At 70.5% G+C, this 16,522-nt stretch carries 15 protein-coding genes and 1 tRNA gene; 2 read left to right on the forward strand and 14 right to left on the reverse strand.

Annotated features, from left to right (window positions below):
- Positions 1 to 37 precede the first annotated feature (37 nt).
- The 9 genes from AB0N81_RS13475 to AB0N81_RS13515 all read right to left on the reverse strand — a co-directional run bounded on the left by AB0N81_RS13475 (position 38) and on the right by AB0N81_RS13515 (position 7,458).
- Positions 38 to 475: a spore-associated protein A gene (locus AB0N81_RS13475; protein WP_365357946.1), complete on the reverse strand. Its 438-nt coding sequence runs from the start codon at positions 473 to 475 to the stop codon at positions 38 to 40.
- 220 nt (positions 476 to 695) lie between these two features.
- On the reverse strand, positions 696 to 1,634 hold the full coding sequence (locus AB0N81_RS13480) for an FkbM family methyltransferase (protein ID WP_365357947.1): 939 nt from the start codon (positions 1,632 to 1,634) through the stop codon (positions 696 to 698).
- A gap of 560 nt (positions 1,635 to 2,194) precedes the next feature.
- Positions 2,195 to 2,626 (reverse strand): cupin domain-containing protein, encoded by a 432-nt coding sequence (locus AB0N81_RS13485; RefSeq protein ID WP_365357948.1) that lies wholly within the window; start codon positions 2,624 to 2,626, stop codon positions 2,195 to 2,197.
- A gap of 266 nt (positions 2,627 to 2,892) precedes the next feature.
- The gene (locus AB0N81_RS13490; RefSeq protein WP_365357949.1) at positions 2,893 to 3,564 is read right to left on the reverse strand and encodes an HAD family phosphatase; all 672 of its coding nucleotides are present in this window, start codon (positions 3,562 to 3,564) and stop codon (positions 2,893 to 2,895) included.
- Between the two features lie 94 nt (positions 3,565 to 3,658).
- Positions 3,659 to 3,982, reverse strand: coding sequence for an SDR family NAD(P)-dependent oxidoreductase (locus tag AB0N81_RS13495; protein ID WP_365357950.1), 324 nt, complete (start codon positions 3,980 to 3,982; stop codon positions 3,659 to 3,661).
- A 365-nt stretch (positions 3,983 to 4,347) separates the two neighbouring features.
- Positions 4,348 to 4,421 (reverse strand) — tRNA-Pro (locus AB0N81_RS13500).
- Positions 4,422 to 4,527: 106 nt separating this feature from the next.
- Positions 4,528 to 5,811, reverse strand: coding sequence for an MFS transporter (locus AB0N81_RS13505; protein ID WP_365357951.1), 1,284 nt, complete (start codon positions 5,809 to 5,811; stop codon positions 4,528 to 4,530).
- Between the two features lie 157 nt (positions 5,812 to 5,968).
- Complete coding sequence (locus tag AB0N81_RS13510) at positions 5,969 to 6,349, reverse strand: MmcQ/YjbR family DNA-binding protein (protein ID WP_365357952.1); 381 nt, start codon at positions 6,347 to 6,349, stop codon at positions 5,969 to 5,971.
- Between the two features lie 131 nt (positions 6,350 to 6,480).
- Positions 6,481 to 7,458, reverse strand: coding sequence for an alpha/beta hydrolase (locus AB0N81_RS13515; protein ID WP_365357953.1), 978 nt, complete (start codon positions 7,456 to 7,458; stop codon positions 6,481 to 6,483).
- A 336-nt stretch (positions 7,459 to 7,794) separates the two neighbouring features.
- Between AB0N81_RS13515 and AB0N81_RS13520 the strand changes: the two genes are divergently transcribed.
- The gene (locus AB0N81_RS13520; RefSeq protein WP_365357954.1) at positions 7,795 to 11,280 is read left to right on the forward strand and encodes a ThuA domain-containing protein; all 3,486 of its coding nucleotides are present in this window, start codon (positions 7,795 to 7,797) and stop codon (positions 11,278 to 11,280) included.
- Positions 11,281 to 11,288: 8 nt separating this feature from the next.
- Positions 11,289 to 12,182 (forward strand): sugar phosphate isomerase/epimerase, encoded by an 894-nt coding sequence (locus AB0N81_RS13525; protein ID WP_365357955.1) that lies wholly within the window; start codon positions 11,289 to 11,291, stop codon positions 12,180 to 12,182.
- Here the strand turns inward: AB0N81_RS13525 and AB0N81_RS13530 are convergent.
- The 5 genes from AB0N81_RS13530 to AB0N81_RS13550 all read right to left on the reverse strand — a co-directional run bounded on the left by AB0N81_RS13530 (position 12,176) and on the right by AB0N81_RS13550 (position 16,323).
- The gene (locus AB0N81_RS13530; RefSeq protein ID WP_365357956.1) at positions 12,176 to 12,799 is read right to left on the reverse strand and encodes a GNAT family N-acetyltransferase; all 624 of its coding nucleotides are present in this window, start codon (positions 12,797 to 12,799) and stop codon (positions 12,176 to 12,178) included. The two genes, AB0N81_RS13525 and AB0N81_RS13530, sit on opposite strands and share 7 nt — an antisense overlap.
- Complete coding sequence (locus AB0N81_RS13535) at positions 12,796 to 13,359, reverse strand: XRE family transcriptional regulator (RefSeq protein WP_365357958.1); 564 nt, start codon at positions 13,357 to 13,359, stop codon at positions 12,796 to 12,798. Before AB0N81_RS13535 ends, AB0N81_RS13530 begins: the two co-directional genes overlap by 4 nt.
- Positions 13,360 to 13,487: 128 nt before the next feature.
- A complete protein-coding gene (locus AB0N81_RS13540; RefSeq protein ID WP_365357959.1) occupies positions 13,488 to 14,342 on the reverse strand; it encodes an ABC transporter ATP-binding protein in 855 nt (284 codons plus the stop codon).
- A 2-nt stretch (positions 14,343 to 14,344) separates the two neighbouring features.
- Entirely contained in the window at positions 14,345 to 15,370 is a 1,026-nt protein-coding gene (locus AB0N81_RS13545; RefSeq protein WP_365357960.1) for an ABC transporter substrate-binding protein, read from the reverse strand.
- Between the two features lie 89 nt (positions 15,371 to 15,459).
- Positions 15,460 to 16,323 (reverse strand): ABC transporter permease, encoded by an 864-nt coding sequence (locus tag AB0N81_RS13550; protein ID WP_365357961.1) that lies wholly within the window; start codon positions 16,321 to 16,323, stop codon positions 15,460 to 15,462.
- Between the last annotated feature and the right edge of the window lie 199 nt (positions 16,324 to 16,522).

Consider the following 16,522-nt stretch of genomic DNA (forward strand, 5'->3'; position numbering starts at 1 on the left):
GCGACACCAGTCCCTCAGTCAGTCGGGCCGGTGCGTGTCACCGGGTGATCCGGCCGCAGTTGGTGCCGCTCCTGTCGGCCGACTCACCGGCGATCACACCACCCCAGGAGACACAGTGACCCCTGGCATCGAGATAGACCGGGCCGGCGTACGAGCGGTAGTAGCCGTCGTCATCCGCATAGTCCCTGGTGTCGTCCCGCTGGACCCAGGCGTACATGTGGACGGCGGGTCCCGGGGTGCTGCGGATGGTCACGGCGCAGTTCTTTCCCGTCGCGGAGTTGTAGGTCAGATAGGACGTTCCCACCTGTCCGATGTCGATCTGGTTGACGACTTTGTAGCCGCTGCCACACACCTTGTTGTACGCGGCAGCGGCTGCGGGCGCAGCCGCTGCCGCCCCGGTGGCCGTGCCCATGACGCTCCCCGCCGCCAGCGCCACGACGACTCCCGCCGTCCCGATGTATCCCCTGCGTTCCATACGCCTGTCTCCCCCGAAGTCGGCTCCCGCGCTGCCTGATGAACCGTCACGTCACGTCCTGTCGACGACACCTCACCCGGCGCTCTTGCCTGCAAGGACACAACCGAAGGCCGTGCCGGTTGCACCCTGCCCTTCTCACCTCCGCCACCGGCACCGGCACCGGCACCGGCACCGGCACACACGAGAGGGACCGCTGTGCGTCGCGGTGCCGGAGTGACGCTCATGACTTCACGTACAGCTCGACCGGGTTGAAACCGGGAGGCTCCGGGACGCGCGGCGGTACCTGACGGAACCCGGCCGCGCGCATCGTGGCCCGGACCACTTCGCCGTCGATGTACTTGTCGTGCACTTCCAGGACGATCCGCTCGACCTGCTCCATCCACGGCTGGACCTCGGCGAACACCTCGGCCTCGCTGCCCTCGACATCGACCTTGAGCAGGTCGACGTGGTCGATGCCGTGCTTCGTGAACACCTCGCCGACAGTGCTCGCGGGCACCCGCATGTCCGGACGGGCCAGCACGTTCTCCAGCCGGTACGGGCGACTGCGGCGCAGAGCGGCCACCGCGGGCACGGCGGTGCAGGTGTCCCAGAACGCGCTGACGGTGAAGTCCGCCGTGCCGGACTCCCCGGCCACGGCCGCCGGCTCGATCTTCCAGTCGAGTCCGGACAGGGCCGCGTTGTGCCGCAGGACGGCCAGGTTCTGCGGGATCGGCTCCACGGTCAGCAGGGTGCGGGGGCGGTAGCGGGCGGTGAAGTAGGACGCGGCGAGGCCAGTGTTGCCGCCGAGGTCGACGATCGTGTCGAGGGTGTCGATGTCCTCGTCGAGCCGGTAATGGACGCCGAGTTCGTAGAAGCGCTTCAGGAAGATCTGCCACAGGATGAGCAGATCGCTCTGGTTCCTGCGGATGCGTACGCGGGCCGTCTGCCGAGGGGTGAGGAAGCTCAGCGACAGCGGGGTGTCGTCGGCGAGCGGGCGGCCCGCGGCTCCGAGGAAGCGGCGGCCCATCCAGTAGGGCGCGGTCACCTTGCTCGTCCCCTGCGCCGTGCGCATCGCGAGGGCCATGTCCTTCCCGCAGCCGACGGTCTCCCGCGCCAGTACGCGGCCCATGCCGACGCCCATCGCCCGGTCCGCGTCCGAGCGCAGGTATGCCAGTCCCATGTGTGTACTTTCTGGTTGATACGGGTTCCTGCTCGGTCAGCCGTTCCAGGCAGCGGTCCAGCGAGTGAGCGCGGGGGCTTGCAGGGAGTCGAGGAGCAGGCCGGCCGGGAAGGCGGGGTCGGGCAGGCGGGGTCGGACAGGGCGGGACTCCGAGGGTGACCAGGCCGGCGGCACGGGCGGACGCCAGTCCTTCTTCGGCCGGGGCGGGTGCCGGCTTCGACGGGGCGGGTGCCGGCTTCGGCCGGGACGGGTCCTCGGCGGCGACGGTGAAGCGGACGAGAGCGCTCAGCCCGCCGCGTTCCGGGCCGACCACGTTGAAGGCCATCACCGCACAGCCGTTCTCGGCGGCCTCGTGCAGCAGCCCACCGAGCCGCTGCCGGGTGCCGACGCGGTCAACTCCGGTCACCATGAGAATTCCGTCGCCCTTCGCGCGCTCAACCGGAGCCGATGATGCAGAGAACCTCCGCGTGATGAACAGGCGCGCCCCCGCCGTTTCCCACGTTCGGCCCAGCGGTTGCCCCCCCATCGCGCAATCGGCGAGCAGCGGGATCGCGGCTGGCTCAGCCGGCCCCGACGGGCAGCCGGCTGACCAGGTCCTCGAGCCACGCCGGCAGGCCCAGGAGCCGGACGCCCTCCTGTTCGTCGGGGTCGGTACGCGCGACCAGGCACACCATGTCCTCGGTACCGGTGTTCACCGGCATGTGCGGGGTGTCGGCAGGGATGTGGATGTAGTCGCCCGCCCGCAGGATCACGTGCTCCGTCAGGCCCTCCCCGTGCCAGACCTCGACCTGGCCCGACTGGATGAAGACGGCCGACTCGTGACCCTCGTGCAGGTGAGGGTGGCCTCGGGTCCCCGAGGGCATCACCAGGCGGTGGAGACACAACCGCTCGGCCCCCGCCGACTGGGCGCTGATGCCCGCACCGAACGTGCCGCCCTGGACGCCCTCGTACTGCCCGGTCCGCACGACCGTGCACTGCCGCTGATCTGCCATGCGCGCAGCACAGCAGCCGGCTGCGGAGATGCGAGGAGCACGCGCCGCAGTTCACCGACGGCTGAAGCGCGTTCCGATGTCGCGGCCGGGATGGCCGGCCGTCGTCAGGTGGGCCACTGCGCCGAGGCAGGCGCGGAAGGGTTCGCCGTGGAGGCCCAGGTGGGGGGAACGCCTCATTCAACACAGGGCCACAACGCAGGCCCCGCTCCCGCCCTGCACGCCGACGGGGGCCGACCAGTTCGAAGCCACAGGCCGAACGGGCGGGGCTACCAGGTGCCGAGCCAGCACTGGAGCGCAGGGTCGTCGAGAGAAGGAACGTAGGCGTGCAGGTGTGGGCAGTGCGCCCGGCTGCCCACACCGAGCACGACCATTCCCGCCGCGTTGGCGGCCTGCGCGCCGACCGATGAGTCCTCCACCGCCAAGGATCTCTCTGGCGGCACCTCGAGGGCCGCACAAGCTGCGAGGTAGCAGTCGGGGTGTGGCTTGGGTCGCTCGACATCGTCCCCGGAGACGGTGATCGGGAGCCATCCGGCCAGGCCGCCCTGGGCGAGCGTCTTGTCCAGCAGTGGGCGAGGGCCGTTGCTGGCCACAGCGACCGGCACCAAGGCGGCCGACCGGCGCACCAGGTCCACCGCACCGGGCATCGGTTGTGCCCCCACCGCGACGGCGGACAGGAGTTCCTCGGCGAGTTCTTCGGCGAGCCGGGATGCGTTGCCGCCGAAGAGGCGGGACATCACCTCACCGCCCTGGGTCGTGGACAGGCCGATGAGGGCACCGCGGGCCGCCTCGTCGTAGACGTGTCCCCTGCGGGTGAAGACAGCGCCGCGCGCCGCGTCGGCGAACGGTTCGGTGTCCATGAGGGTGCCGTCGCAGTCGAAGACCACGGCGGCGGGCGGAGCGAGCCCCCGCAGCGCCGCGACATCTGCGGTGCGCTCCATCGTGCGTGCCTCCTCCACCAGTTGACAGACATTCCGACCGGTCGATCCGGTTACACGGCGGTGCAGCCGCCGTCGATGCAGAGGACTTGGCCGGTCATGGAGGCGGAAGCCTCGCCGGCGAGGAAGACCGTGGGTCGTCGGCAGCGGTCATCTCGGTACGCACGTAGCCGGGAGCCAGTGCGTTGACGCGGACGCCGTTCGCGGCCCGCTCCGCAGCGAGGGAACGGGTGAGCTGGTGCACCGCCACCTTCGAGGCGTCGTAGGCGGCCTGCGCCTGGGGGCGCAGGGCCACCAGCACATTGAGGGCCCCGAATTCCTCGACCGTGTCGTCCAGGGCTTGCCGCACGACGCCCTGCACCGTCAGGTCGATCTCCCGATGCATCCCGCGGACGCCGCGTGCCCGGACTTCCTGGACCACCGCCGCATTGCGGATCGAATCTCTCCATCACCGAAGCGGTTGCAGAAGCGGCGTGTGGTGCCTGGGCCACCGCACCTCCCGGAGGCTGATTGCCGTCATGAACGGGTGCACCAGGGCAAGACTAGAAGCGTTCTCCGCCCGCATCGGTCCGACACGACGCGGACGGGCGCGCACCATCGCCCAGGAAGCTCACCGCAATATCCATCTCCGCACGCCGCGCGTCCCACGCTCCCTGCCGAGCCCCACCGTGGTCACCCGCTGACGCGGTCAAGGACGACGGTCCCGTCCCCAACTGGGCCCCAAAAACGATCAAGGGACCGTTTCAGATTGCTCTGAAACGGTCCCTGATCTGCGACTCTCACGAGTCGGGACGACAGGATTTGAACCTGCGACCCCTTGACCCCCAGTCAAGTGCGCTACCAAGCTGCGCCACGTCCCGTTGCCCGTGTGACCTGGGGTTTCCCCCGGCCGAACGTGCACCGAAACAATACCGCACTCCGACCCGTGATCGCTCACCCGTCGGAGGGGACGCCGCGTGACCCGGGTCACCGGCCACGGACACGGGAGTCCTCGCGCACGTCCGGCCGCGGTCCGACCAGGGTGGGCGCGTCGGCGCGGACCAGGCCCCGGATCGCCGGTACGGAGAACAGGCCGGCGCACACCACGAGCGTCATCACGCCGCCCGTGATCAGGACCGTCTCGGCGCCGAAGGCGCTCGCCGCGGGGCCGGCGAGCGCCTGGCCGACCGGGAGCATGGCGAGGGACCCGGCGACGTCGTAGGCGTGGATGCGGTTGAGGACGTCCGGCGGGACCTGCGTCTGGACGCTCGTCGCCCACATCACTCCCCAGAAGGAGAGACCGGCGCCCGCGACGGCCGCGCCCGCCGCCATCAGGGGAACGCCCAGCTGGACCCCGACCGACGCGGGGAAGGCGCTGTAGGCGATCAGGGCGATCGCCCCGGCCCGGAGCATGCGGCGGGGGCGCAGCCGCAGGGCGAGGAGGCCGCCCAGGACGGTGCCCGCCCCGAGGGCGGAATTGACCAGGCCGTAGGCGCCGGAGCCGTGCTCCTGGACGACGAGGGTCGCCACCAGCGGCACGGTCGGCCCCGTGGTCGTGATCATCAGCACGCTGAAGACGGCTATGACGCCCCACAGCCAGGTGCGGGACCGGAACTCCCGCCAGCCCTGCACGAGGTCGGCGTGGAAGCCCTTGCTGTGCGGCTGTGATCCGGGGCGTGCGGGCGGGAGGCGGAGCAGGAGGAGGCACAGGGCGCTCAGCCCGTACGTTCCCGCGTGGGCGGCGAAGACGGCGCCGGGGGACGCGAGGCCGACCAGGACGCCGGCGGCCGCCGGTCCCGCGAGGGACGCGGTCGACTCCGCCACCCGTATCGCGCCGTTGGCCTTCTGCACGTCGGCCGCGAGCCGCGGGACCGTGCTGGCCACGCCGGGCTGGAAGAGGGCCGCGGCCGCGCCGTTGACCGCGCCGATCGCGCAGATCTGCCAGAGGACGACGTGCCCGGTGAAGAAGAAGACCGCCGCGAGCGACTGGGTTCCGAGCCGGACGAGGTCGGCGGCGATCATCAGCAGCCGGGTGCTGAAGCGGTCGGCGAAGACCCCGCCGAAGATCACCAGACCGGCGAAGCAGACGGTCGTGGCGGCCATCGCGAGTCCGACGGCCCCGGCACCGTGCCCGTGCCGCAGCAGCCCGGCGGCGAGGGCGACCGGCAGCATCGTGTCGCCCAGCTTCGCCACGGCACGGGCCGCGAAGAACAGTCCGAAGTCCCGCGACCAGATGCCCCGGTCGGTCCCGGCCTCCCGGTGGTGCTCCACTTGCGCTCCCGACCCCGACGGCACCCTGACCCCACCCCTCCCCGACGGCAGTGGTGGGATCATGCCATGGAGCACAGACAGCGCTCTCCATCTGCGCTCGACGCCCGAATCTGCGCTCGACGCCCGAGTAGTGCGGCCGAGGAGCTCCCTCGCCCCCTCAGCCCGTGGGAGCGACGCCCAACTCGGGGTGTTCTTCCAGAAGTCGGGGCGGCGCGGCCTGGCGCCAGGAATCGGCCAGGATGTCCATGAGCTCGTCGGCGTCCAGGGCCGCGAGACGCACCCGCACCCAGGCCGAGCCGGCCTCGTGGGCGGCGACCCAGAACTTGTCCGGTTCGGCGAGGACCAGTTCGTCGCGCTCGACCTTCGGGCAGCGCACGGCGAAGGACGTCTCGTCGTCGGGGACCGTCACGAACATCTTTCCGGCCACGCGGAAGGTGGGCATGCTCCACGCGGTCTTCTCCACCGTCTCCGGCAGGGCGAGGGCGATGCGGCGCACGTCGTCGGAGGTGACGCGGGCACGGGATCTGGACTTCGACATGCCAGAACCGTAGCCAACGCCACTGACAGCCACCCTCCGACAGCCGCCCGCCGGCAGCCGCCCGCCGACAGCCTCGGGCTTCAACGTGCCCAGGGCCTCAAGCTGCCTCGGGCCTCAAGCCGCCCCGGACTTCAGAGCACCCGCTTGTCCAGCCACGCCGTCAGGTCCTCCTGGACCTCGTCGCGGTTGGTCTCGTTGAGGATCTCGTGGCGTGCGTCGGGGTACCCCTTCCACGTCAGGTCCTCGACGCCCGCGTACCGGTAGTCCTCCAGGAGCTCGTGGACCAGCGTCATCCGCTGGTTGCAGGGGTCCTGCTCGCCGACCGCGATGTGGATCGGCAGATCGGCGGGCACACGCGCGATGTTGCGCGGGTCGTTGATCTTGCGGACGGCGCGCACCCAGTCCAGGGAGAGCCCCGCCGAGAAGCCGAATCCGCAGCGTTCGTCGGCCACGTAGGCGTCGACCTCGGCCTCGTCCCGTGAGAGCCACTCGAAGCCGGTGCGGTGGGTGTACGGGTCGTTGAACGAGGCGAAGAGGTCCGACACGTACGACGAGGGGGCCGCCCGGCCGTGTTCGGCGATCTCTTGTTCCAGGCGGGCGATGGACCCCTCGATCTCGGCGCCGGGCAGCGAGCGGAACGTGCCCGAAAGGATCACACCGGCGAGCCCGTCGGCGTACTCCTGGGCGTAGTCCCGCGCGAGCAGCGAGCCGAGGCTGTGCCCAAGGAGGAAGAACGGGGCACCGGGGTGCAGCGTGCGCACCTGGTCGCCGATGGCCTTGAGATCGTCGACGATCGCGCGCCAGCTGTCGGCGCCCTCCGGGCCCGCCGTTTCGGAGGTCACTCCGTAGCCGCCCGTGGCCTGGGCGGTGGCGCCGTGGCCGCGGTGGTCGGAGGCGACCACTCCGTAGCCGTGCGACGTCAGGTGGCGGGCGAAGCGGTCGTAGCGCAGGGCGTGTTCGGCGGCTCCGTGCGCGATCTGCACGTACGCGCGCGGCCTGCCGTCGGCGGGCAGCCAGGTGTACGTGGCGACGGGCACGCCGTCCGCCGCGTTGAGCAGTCCCGCGGTGTACGCGGCGGGGGCGGTGGTGTCTTCGGCTCGGTCGGGCATCGCTGCGGGCTCCCTGGGAGTGCGACTGGTTCTCTTCGGGCGAGCCTCCCCCACGCGCGGGACGTCATGCGGGCCGATGTGGCCGCGTGACCCGTCCGGTGCCTCGCGGCCGGTCCGGTGCCTCGCGGCCCGTACGGTGCCTCGTGACCCGTACGGCGCCGCGTGCCCCGTACGGACCCGTCCGCCCCATTGACCCTCCGCGGAACCGGAACCTACCCTGTTTTCCGCCTCGTGAAAGCGCTTTCTGGCCGATGGCGCCTTCTAGCGGCCGACGCAACTCACCGCACACCCGGCGACCGGCAGCCGGCCACCAGCCAAGCCAGCCCAGGGAGCGCCATGAGTTCCATGAGTTCCGCGGCTCCGAAGGGAGCGCCGAGAGGCGCACCGAGAGCCCTGCTCGTTTTCGTCGCCCTGCTCGCGCTCGTCGCGGGTCTCGGGATCGCGGCCCCGCCCCGCGCCGAGGCCGCGCCGGCCTTCCGTGTCCTGGTCTTCTCCAAGGTCACGAACTTCGCCCACGACTCGATCCCGGCGGGGGTCGAGGCGATCAAGAAGCTTGGTGGTGAGCACGGTTTCGAGGTCGAGGCGACCGACGACGCCGGGGCGTTCACCGCCGCCAATCTCGCCCGCTTCCAGGCCGTCGTGTTCAACAACACCAACTCGACGCCCGAGAAGGGCGATCTGCTCGACGCGGAGCAGCGGGCGGCCTTCCAGAAGTACGTCAGGGCCGGCGGCGGCTGGGTAGGGCTGCACGCCGCGTCGGCGAGCGAGCGCGACTGGGACTGGTACGAGGGCCTGGTCGGCGCGATCTTCGACAAGCATCCGGCCGTGCAGAAGGGGCGGATCAAGGTGCTCGACCACGCGCACCCGTCCACGAAGGGGCTTCCCGAGCTCTGGGAGCGGACGGAGGAGTGGTACAACTGGCGCGCCAATCCCACGGGGAAGGTGCACACCCTGGCGCAGGTCAAGGTGCGCGACGGCGTCACGGGGCTCGACGAGGGCGTCGACCAGCCGTGGTCCTGGTGCCAGAACTACGACGGCGGCCGCTCCTGGTACACGGCGGGCGGGCACGCCAAGTCGGCCTTCCAGGAGGAGGGCTTCCTGCGGCACATCCTCGGCGGCATCCAGTGGGCCGCGGGGGACAGGCCGGGTGACTGCACGGCGACCAGGACGGGCGCCTTCCAGCGCACTCCGCTCGCCACCGCCGACCTCGCCGACCCGTTCGAACTGGCCGTCGCGCCCGACCGCCGGGTCTTCTTCGTCCAGCGCACCGGAAAGCTGAAGATCATCGACCAGGAGACGCTCAAGGTCTCCACGGCCCTCGACTTCGCGTACACACCGGAGATGACGAGCCAGTCGGACGGGCTGCTCGGACTCGCGCTGGATCCGGAGTTCGAGGACAACCACTGGCTCTATCTGCTGCACTCCGACAAGACGGAGAAGCGCATCAATCTGTCGCGTTTCACGGAGGCGGGCGGCAAGGTCGCGGCGTCGTCGGAGAAGCGGCTCCTGACGATTCCGACGTGGCGCGGCGAGGGCCGGGCCAATTCGCACATGGCGGGTTCGATCGCCTTCGACAAGAAGGGTGATCTGTACGTGGCGACGGGCGACAACACCGATCCGTTCGCGTCGGACGGTTTCGCGCCGATCGACGAACGCGAGGGGCGCCGCGCCTGGGACGCGCAGGGCACTTCCGGGAACACGAACGACCTGCGCGGCAAGATCCTGCGGATCACACCGAAGGACGACGGAACGTACGCCGTGCCCGAGGGGAACCTCTTCCCCGCCGGAACGGAGAGGACGCGCTCCGAGATCTACGCGATGGGCATGCGCAACCCCTTCCGGATCACGACTGATCCGATCAGCGGGGCCCTGCTGATCGCCGACTACGGTCCCGATGCGCGCAAGGCCGTGGCCGACCGCGGGCCCGAGGGAACGGTCGAGTTCGACCGGATCACCGAGGCCGGGAACTACGGCTGGCCCTACTGCGTCGGCGAGAACACCCCGTTCAACGACTACGACTTCGCGACGAAGACGTCGAAGGCGAAGTTCGACTGCGCGAAGCTCGTCAACGACTCCCCGAACAACACCGGCCTGCGCGAACTCCCGCCCGCCGAGCCCGCGGACGTCTGGTACGCCTACTCCGAGTCGAAGGAGTTCCCCGAACTCGGCACGGGCGGCGGCGGCCCGATGAGCGGTCCCGTCTACGACTACGACGCGGCCAACACGTACAAGACGAAGTTCCCCGAGTACTTCGAGGGGAAGTGGCTCGCCTACGAGCTGACCCGGCAGTGGTTCAAGACCTTCTCGATCCAGGAGAAGGACCAGTCGTTCACCGACCCGCGCTTCCCGCCGGCGAAGGCGGGCGATCTGCAGTCCATCAACTCCGTCTTCTCCGACATGAAGTGGAACCAGCCCTTCGACGCCGATTTCGGTCCTGACGGGGCGCTGTACGTCATCGACTTCGGCCTCGGCAGCGGCACGGGCCGCGGCGGCAGCAACGAAGGCGCGGGCATATACCGCATCGACTACGTGGCGGACGGCCGCCTCCCGGACGCCCGGGTCACCGCGACGCCCGACAACGGCCGTACGCCCCTCACCGTCAAGTTCTCGAGTGAGGGGTCGGGACTGCCGGGCGGCACTCCCGTCACGTACGCATGGGACTTCGACGGCGACGGCACGACCGACTCGACCGAGGCGAACCCGACGTACAAGTACACCGAGAAGGGGCGGTTCACCGCCCGCCTGAAGGTGACCGGGCCGAAGGAGCTGAGCGCTCTGGCGGTGCGGGACATCACGGTCGGCAACACCAGACCGGAGGTGACGATCCAACAGCCGCCGGACGGAGGGATGTTCCGCTTCGGAGACACCATTCCGTTCAAGGTCGAGGTGACGGACCGGGAGGACCGGCGGATCGACTGCGACCGGGTCGTCGTCCAGTCCCAGCTGGGACACGACACCCATCTGCACCCGCTGGACAACTACACCGGCTGCGCGGGCGAGATCGTGACGGACGCCGGCGACAGCCACGGTCCGGGACAGAACCTGTACTACGGCATCACCGCGCAGTACGAGGACAAGGGCGCGAGCGGTGTGCCCGCGCTGACCGGTTCCGCCTCGCTGACGCTGCGGACCTCCTTCCGCGAGGCCGAGCACCGGACCGCCACGGGCGGCGCGCACGGCGGGGCGGACACCGGCGACCGCGCGGACGCGTCCGGCGGCAAGCGGCTCATCGAGATCGAGGACGGTGACTGGGTCTCCTTCGACCCGGTGCACCTCAAGGGCGTCGACTCCGTGACCGTCGGTGCGGCGTCGGGCGGCCTCGGCGGCGACGTCGAGTTCCGTGCCGGGTCTCCCACGGGTGAGCTGCTCGGCAAGGTGAGCGTGCCCAACACGGGCGGCTGGGGCAATTTCGTCTCGCCGACCACCGATCTGGCCGACCACGACGGCACGACGACGGTGTACGCCGTCTTCACCAACCCCGAGTGGTCGTCCGGCGAGCCCGACCTCCTCACGGTCGACTGGCTGCACTTCAACGGCCCCGGAGTCGAGAAGAAGACCGGCGCGAAGGTGACGGTGAAGGCCGCACCGGGCAGTGGCCCGGCGCCTCTCGCCGTCAAGCTCACGAGCACGGTGAAGCTCCCGGCGGGCCGCACCGCGGCCTCGTACCACTGGGACTTCGGTGACAACTCCAAGCCCGGCGGCGCGGAGAGCGGCAGCGCCGAGCACGCGTACGCGCGCGCGGGGACGTACACCGCGCATCTGACCGTCACCGACGACAAGGGCGACACGACGACCGGCGCTGTCCGGATCACGGCGAAGTGAGGACGACCATGACCGGATCTTCGAACGCGTCTGCCGTCGACGGGGCCCGACGTACCTTCCTGCGTGCGTCCCTCGGTACGTCGCTGGGGCTCGTGGCGGCGGCCGGCGGGGCGCTGCCCGCGCGGGCGGCGGAGCGGGCGCACAAGCGACGCGTCCCGCGCGGCGGCATCGGCATGCACCTGTACACGATGCGCGACGCCCTGGCGCGGGACTTCGCGGGCACCCTGGAGCAGCTCTCCGCGATCGGGTACGCGACCGTGGGGGTGAGCGGCCGCCACGGGTACGACGCCGCGGGGATCCGGCGGATGCTCGACGCCACGGGACTGCGGGCGGTCCTGGAGCACGTCGCGTACCCCACCCTCACCGGCAGCGGGCTCTCTCAGGCGCTCGACGACCTGCACACCCTCGGCGCCAAGTGGCCGGTGGTGCCGAGTCTGCCCGGCGCGCTGCACACGCCTGGTGGATTCCGTGAGGCGGCGCGGCAGTTCAACAGGATCGGGCGCGCCTCGCGGGAGGCGGGGCTCGGCCCCGTGCTGTTCCACAACCACGGCACGGACCATGTGGTGGTCGACGGCACCAACCTGTACGACGTCCTCCTCACGGAGACCGACCCCGAACTGGTCGGTTTCGAGCTGGACGTGTACTGGGCGGTGAAGGGCGGCGCCGATCCGTCGACGTACTTCCGGCGTCACCGGCGGCGGTTCCCCGCGCTGCACGTGAAGGACATGGCGGCCGACGGCGGCTTCGCCGATGTCGGTTCGGGGACGCTCGACTTCGCCGCGATGTTCGCCCACGCGCGCGTGGGCGGTGTCCGGCAGTGGCTGGTCGAGCACGACTCCCCCGCCGATCCGTTCGCCACCGCACGGAACAGCTACGCGTATCTGGCGGCGCTGCGCTACTGACGCGCCGGGCGGTCCGGCTCGGCGTCGATGCTGTCGGCGCCGAGCCGCTTGTAGAAGAGGGTTGTCGCGCGGAGGGCTCCCGACGGGTCCGCCGCGTAGTCGGGGATGGTCCCGGCCATGGTCCAGCCGGCCTTCCTGTAGACGGACTCCGCGGGGCTGCCGGTCTCGGTGTCCAGGACGAGGAGGGTCACGCCCGCCTCCGCCGCCGCCTCTTCGGCCGCGGTGAGGAGCACGCGGGCGAGGCCCTGCCCGCGTGCGGAGGAGTGCACCATCAGCTTGGCGATCTCGGCGCGGTGGCGGCCGTTGGGCTTGTCGGTGAAGGCGACGCTGACGGTGCCGGTGACGCGTCGGACGTCGTGCCCCTCGTCGCGGACCGCCCAGACGGCGACGTTGCCGGACGCGACCGCCGGGACGAGCCCGCGCCAGCAGGCCGCCGCGGCCGCCCGGTCCAGATCCGCGAGGAAGCCCAGCGACGCTCCGCCCCGAACCGTGTCGACGAGCAGGTCGGCCAGCCCGTCGGCGGCGTCGTGGAGCCCTGCGGCGTCCAGGCGTACGAGGCGTGTTCCGGGCGGAGTCGCCGTCTCCGTGCGGACGCCGGTCACGGCTTCACCGGTCATGGCTTCACCACCACGAGCGCGTACCGCACGGCGTCCTCGCCCCGGCAGCGGAACCGCGACGCGCCCCACAGCCGGAAGCGCAGGCAGTCTCCGGTGCGCAGGGTGTGGGCCTCGCCCTGCACGGTGACTTCGAGGGACCCTTCGAGCACCCAGATGTGCTGCTCCAGGCCGGGTACGGGCGGGCGGTCGTAGGCGAGGTCGGCGCCCGGCTGCAGTCGGCCCTCGACCAGTTCGGCACGCATCCCGGAGCGGGGCGGCGAGACGGCCCAGCGCATGAAGCCCGCCTCGTCGTCGGCCCATACCGCCTGGTCGACGGCGCGCACCAACTGCGCGGGCTCCGCCTCCACTTCGCTCAGGAGCTGCGACATGGTCCGTTCGTAGACGGCGCACAGACGGTTCAGGAGTGCCGCCGTGGGGCTGATCTCCGCGCGTTCGGCGCGGGACAGGGTGGAGCGGCTGATCCCGCTCAGCTCGGCCAGCTCACCCAGGGACCAGCCGCGTTCGGCACGCAGCTCGGACAGCCGGGCGGCGAGGCGCGCGTCGACTCCATCATGTTCCATATCTGGCACGCTATCCCTGATATGGGATGACGGACAACTGTGGACCACATCGCGGACACGCGCCTCCAGTCGTGCGCGGAGTCCTCCTGGTCCTGCGCGGAGTTCCCCTAGTCGTGCGCGGAGTTCTCCTACTCGTGCGCGGAGACTGCGCCCAGCAGCTCCCTGATCCGCCCCGTCGCCTCGCGGAACTCGACCGAGGCGAGTGTCTCGGCGTACCCCCGGTCCGCCTCCAGGCCGACCTCGATGACCTCCGTGACCGTGCCCGGGCGCGGGCTCATCACCACGACGCGGTCCGCGAGGTACGCGGCCTCGGCGATGGAGTGCGTCACCAGGAGCACCGTGGTGCCGGTCTCGCGCCAGATGCGGTTCAGCTCGACGTTCAGCTGCTCCCGGGTGAGCGCGTCGAGGGCACCGAACGGCTCGTCCATGAGCAGTACGGGCGGCTCGTGCAGCAGCGCGCGGCACAGTGCGACCCGCTGCTGCATGCCGCCGGACAGCTCGTGCGGGTAGGCGTCCTCGAAGCCGGTGAGCCCGGTCATGCGGATCAGTTCGTCGGCACGCGCGCGTGCCCACTCCGTGGGGAGCTTGCGCATCTCCGCCTGGAGGAGGATGTTGCGCCGCGCAGAGCGCCAGTCGAGGAGGGCGGCCCGCTGGAAGACGTAACCGATGTCGGGCCGCGGCCCGCGCACCCGTTCGCCACCCAGGAGCACCTCGCCGGACGAGGGCCCGAGCAGCCCCGCGACCAGCTTGAGCAGCGTCGACTTGCCACACCCCGAGGGGCCGACCAGCGCCACGAACTCGCCGGTGCCGATGTCGAGCGAGACGTCGCGCAACGCGGTGACGTCCTTCTTCTTCGTACGGAAGCGTACGGCGACGTCGTCGAGCCGTACGGCGGGCGCCGGCGTGGGCGCGGCCGCTGCGGTGTCCAAAAGGCCCTGCTTCCCGCCGTCCCGGACCTTCTTGAGCGTGGCGTCGTTGGGCATGCTCACCCCTTGACCCCCTTGGCCGAGTCCCAGTACTCCGTCACGGACTTGGGGTTCTTGACCATGCCCGCCTCGGAGAAGACCTCGATGGTCTGCTTCCAGTCCGCCTCGGTGTTGGCGCCCGGCGCCTTGCCCTCGGTGGCGTCGGTGTGCAGCAACGTCAGCGTCGTCCTGAACTGTTCGGACAGGACGCCCTTCGGCGGGAGTTGCTCGGACGCCCCTTCCATCGCCGCGACCGCGGGCCCCGGCTTCTTCTCGGCGGCCGCCCACGCCTCACTGACCGCGGCGGTCATCCGCTTCGCCAGGTCTCCCCTGCCCTGGAGGGTCTTGGCGCCCGCGATGAGGCCGTTGGAGTAGAAGTTCAGGCCATGTTCGGAGAAGCGCAGGTACGAGACGTCCTTCTCGGCCTTGCTCCGCATCGTGGGGCCCTGGTCGCTCGCGTATCCGAGCAGCGCGTCCGTCTTGCCGGATATCACCGCGGCGATCTTGCCCGCGGGGTCGGTGTTCTGGACCTTGACGTCGGAGATCTCCATGCCGTTCTTCTGCAGGAAGATCGGGAAGGTCTTGGTGAGCGCGTCACCCGCCGTGCCCGCGACCGTCTTGCCCTTGAGGTCGGCGGGCGACGCTACGCCCTCGGCCGCGAAGGACTGCACGGAGGCGGGGGTCGTCTGCAGGAACACCCCGAGGCTCTTCACCTTGACGCCCTGGTCGACGCCGGCGAGCACGGCCGGGGTGTCGGCCCAGCCGAAGTCGGTCTGCCCCGCGCCCGTCGCCTGCACGGTCTTCTGGGAACCCTGCCCGGCTCTGATCTCCAGGTCGATGCCGTGGTCCTCGAAGATCTTCTGCTTCTTGCCGTAGTAGAACGGCGCGTGCTCGCCGTACGGGTACCAGTTGAGCGTCAGGGTCACCTTGTCCAGCTTCTCGCCGGAGGCGCTGGTGCTCGTCTTGTCGTCGCCACCGCAGGCCGTCGCGGTCACCGCGACGAGCGCCAGGGGGACGAGGCCGGTGAGGAGTCTGCGCGCGTGCATGGGACGGCCCTTCTCGCGTACGGGGATGAGGTGGAGGGGCGGGACGGGGGGCGAGCGGAGGGGGCGACGTGACGATCGTTCAGTACCGTTCAGTACGCGGTCGTCGCCGTCTGGTCCCTGCGGCTCGCGTGCCACGGGAGCAGCAGCTTCTCCGCGATCTCGACGAGCACGAACAGGACCACGCCGATCAGTGACATGACGAGCAGGCCCGCGAAGAGCATCGGGGTGTCGAGGTTGCCGTTGGCCTGGAGGATCACATAGCCGAGGCCCTCGTTCGCGCCGACGAACTCGCCCACGACGGCCCCGGTGACGGCGAGCGTCACGGCCACCTTCAGGCCGGAGAACAGGTGCGGGAGCGACGCCGGAAAGCGGATCTTCAGGAAGGTCTGCCAGGGCCGCGCGCCCATGGTGGCGGAGAGCTGCAGCATCTCGGGGTCGACGGCCTTGAGTCCGGTGACCATCGAGATGACGACGGGGAAGAAGGCGATCAGGACGGCGATGAGGATCTTCGGTGCGATGCCGAAGCCGAGCCAGACGACGAAGAGGGGGGCGATGGCGATCTTCGGGACGACCTGGGCGAAGAGGAGGATGGGGTAGAGGGTCTTCTCGACCGTCGTCGACGCGACCATCAGGACGGCGGAGAGGATGCCGACGGCGACCGCGATGACGAAACCGATCAGGGTCTCGTACGTCGTGACCCAGCTGTGCTGCCAGAGGTAGTCGGGCTTGTCGAGGATGACGTCGAGGGTGGCGCCGGGCGAGGGCACCAGATAGGCCTCGACCATCTCGGTGGCGGCGACCAGCCACCAGACGACGAAGCAGACGACCAGCAGCGCGAGGGGACGCCAGCTCTTCTCGGCCGCCTCGGCCGCGCGCTGCCGGATGTCCGGCCGCTGTCGGTCGACAACGCCCGCCGTCTGCACGGGAGTTGTCGACAGTGCGCTCTGACTCACGGTGAACTCCCCTGACATTCCCTGGCGTGCGGCGAACTTGGGAGACAGTTGCGTGGACCGGTGCGGGATCAGAAAGCGCTTTCTGGTAGACCGCCCGCCACGCTAATGACTGGCTGACCGCAGGGTCAAGAGGCCGAACCCGAGTTCTTGCCGCGCAGGACCGCGCACCCTGGGACCCGCCCTGCGGGAGTCACACGGG

Source organism: Streptomyces sp. NPDC093510 (genome assembly GCF_040683555.1).
Lineage (GTDB): Bacteria > Actinomycetota > Actinomycetes > Streptomycetales > Streptomycetaceae > Streptomyces.

Coding starts and splice junctions, on each gene's coding strand:
- AB0N81_RS13475 (WP_365357946.1), bottom strand. CDS start 475: ATGGAACGCAGGGGATACATCGGGACGGCGGGAGTCGTCGTGGCGCTG.
- AB0N81_RS13480 (WP_365357947.1), bottom strand. CDS start 1,634: ATGGGACTGGCATACCTGCGCTCGGACGCGGACCGGGCGATGGGCGTC.
- AB0N81_RS13485 (WP_365357948.1), bottom strand. CDS start 2,626: ATGGCAGATCAGCGGCAGTGCACGGTCGTGCGGACCGGGCAGTACGAG.
- AB0N81_RS13490 (WP_365357949.1), bottom strand. CDS start 3,564: ATGGAGCGCACCGCAGATGTCGCGGCGCTGCGGGGGCTCGCTCCGCCC.
- AB0N81_RS13510 (WP_365357952.1), bottom strand. CDS start 6,349: ATGTCGAAGTCCAGATCCCGTGCCCGCGTCACCTCCGACGACGTGCGC.
- AB0N81_RS13515 (WP_365357953.1), bottom strand. CDS start 7,458: ATGCCCGACCGAGCCGAAGACACCACCGCCCCCGCCGCGTACACCGCG.
- AB0N81_RS13520 (WP_365357954.1), top strand. CDS start 7,795: ATGAGTTCCATGAGTTCCGCGGCTCCGAAGGGAGCGCCGAGAGGCGCA.
- AB0N81_RS13525 (WP_365357955.1), top strand. CDS start 11,289: ATGACCGGATCTTCGAACGCGTCTGCCGTCGACGGGGCCCGACGTACC.
- AB0N81_RS13530 (WP_365357956.1), bottom strand. CDS start 12,799: ATGACCGGTGAAGCCGTGACCGGCGTCCGCACGGAGACGGCGACTCCG.
- AB0N81_RS13535 (WP_365357958.1), bottom strand. CDS start 13,359: ATGGAACATGATGGAGTCGACGCGCGCCTCGCCGCCCGGCTGTCCGAG.
- AB0N81_RS13540 (WP_365357959.1), bottom strand. CDS start 14,342: ATGCCCAACGACGCCACGCTCAAGAAGGTCCGGGACGGCGGGAAGCAG.
- AB0N81_RS13545 (WP_365357960.1), bottom strand. CDS start 15,370: ATGCACGCGCGCAGACTCCTCACCGGCCTCGTCCCCCTGGCGCTCGTC.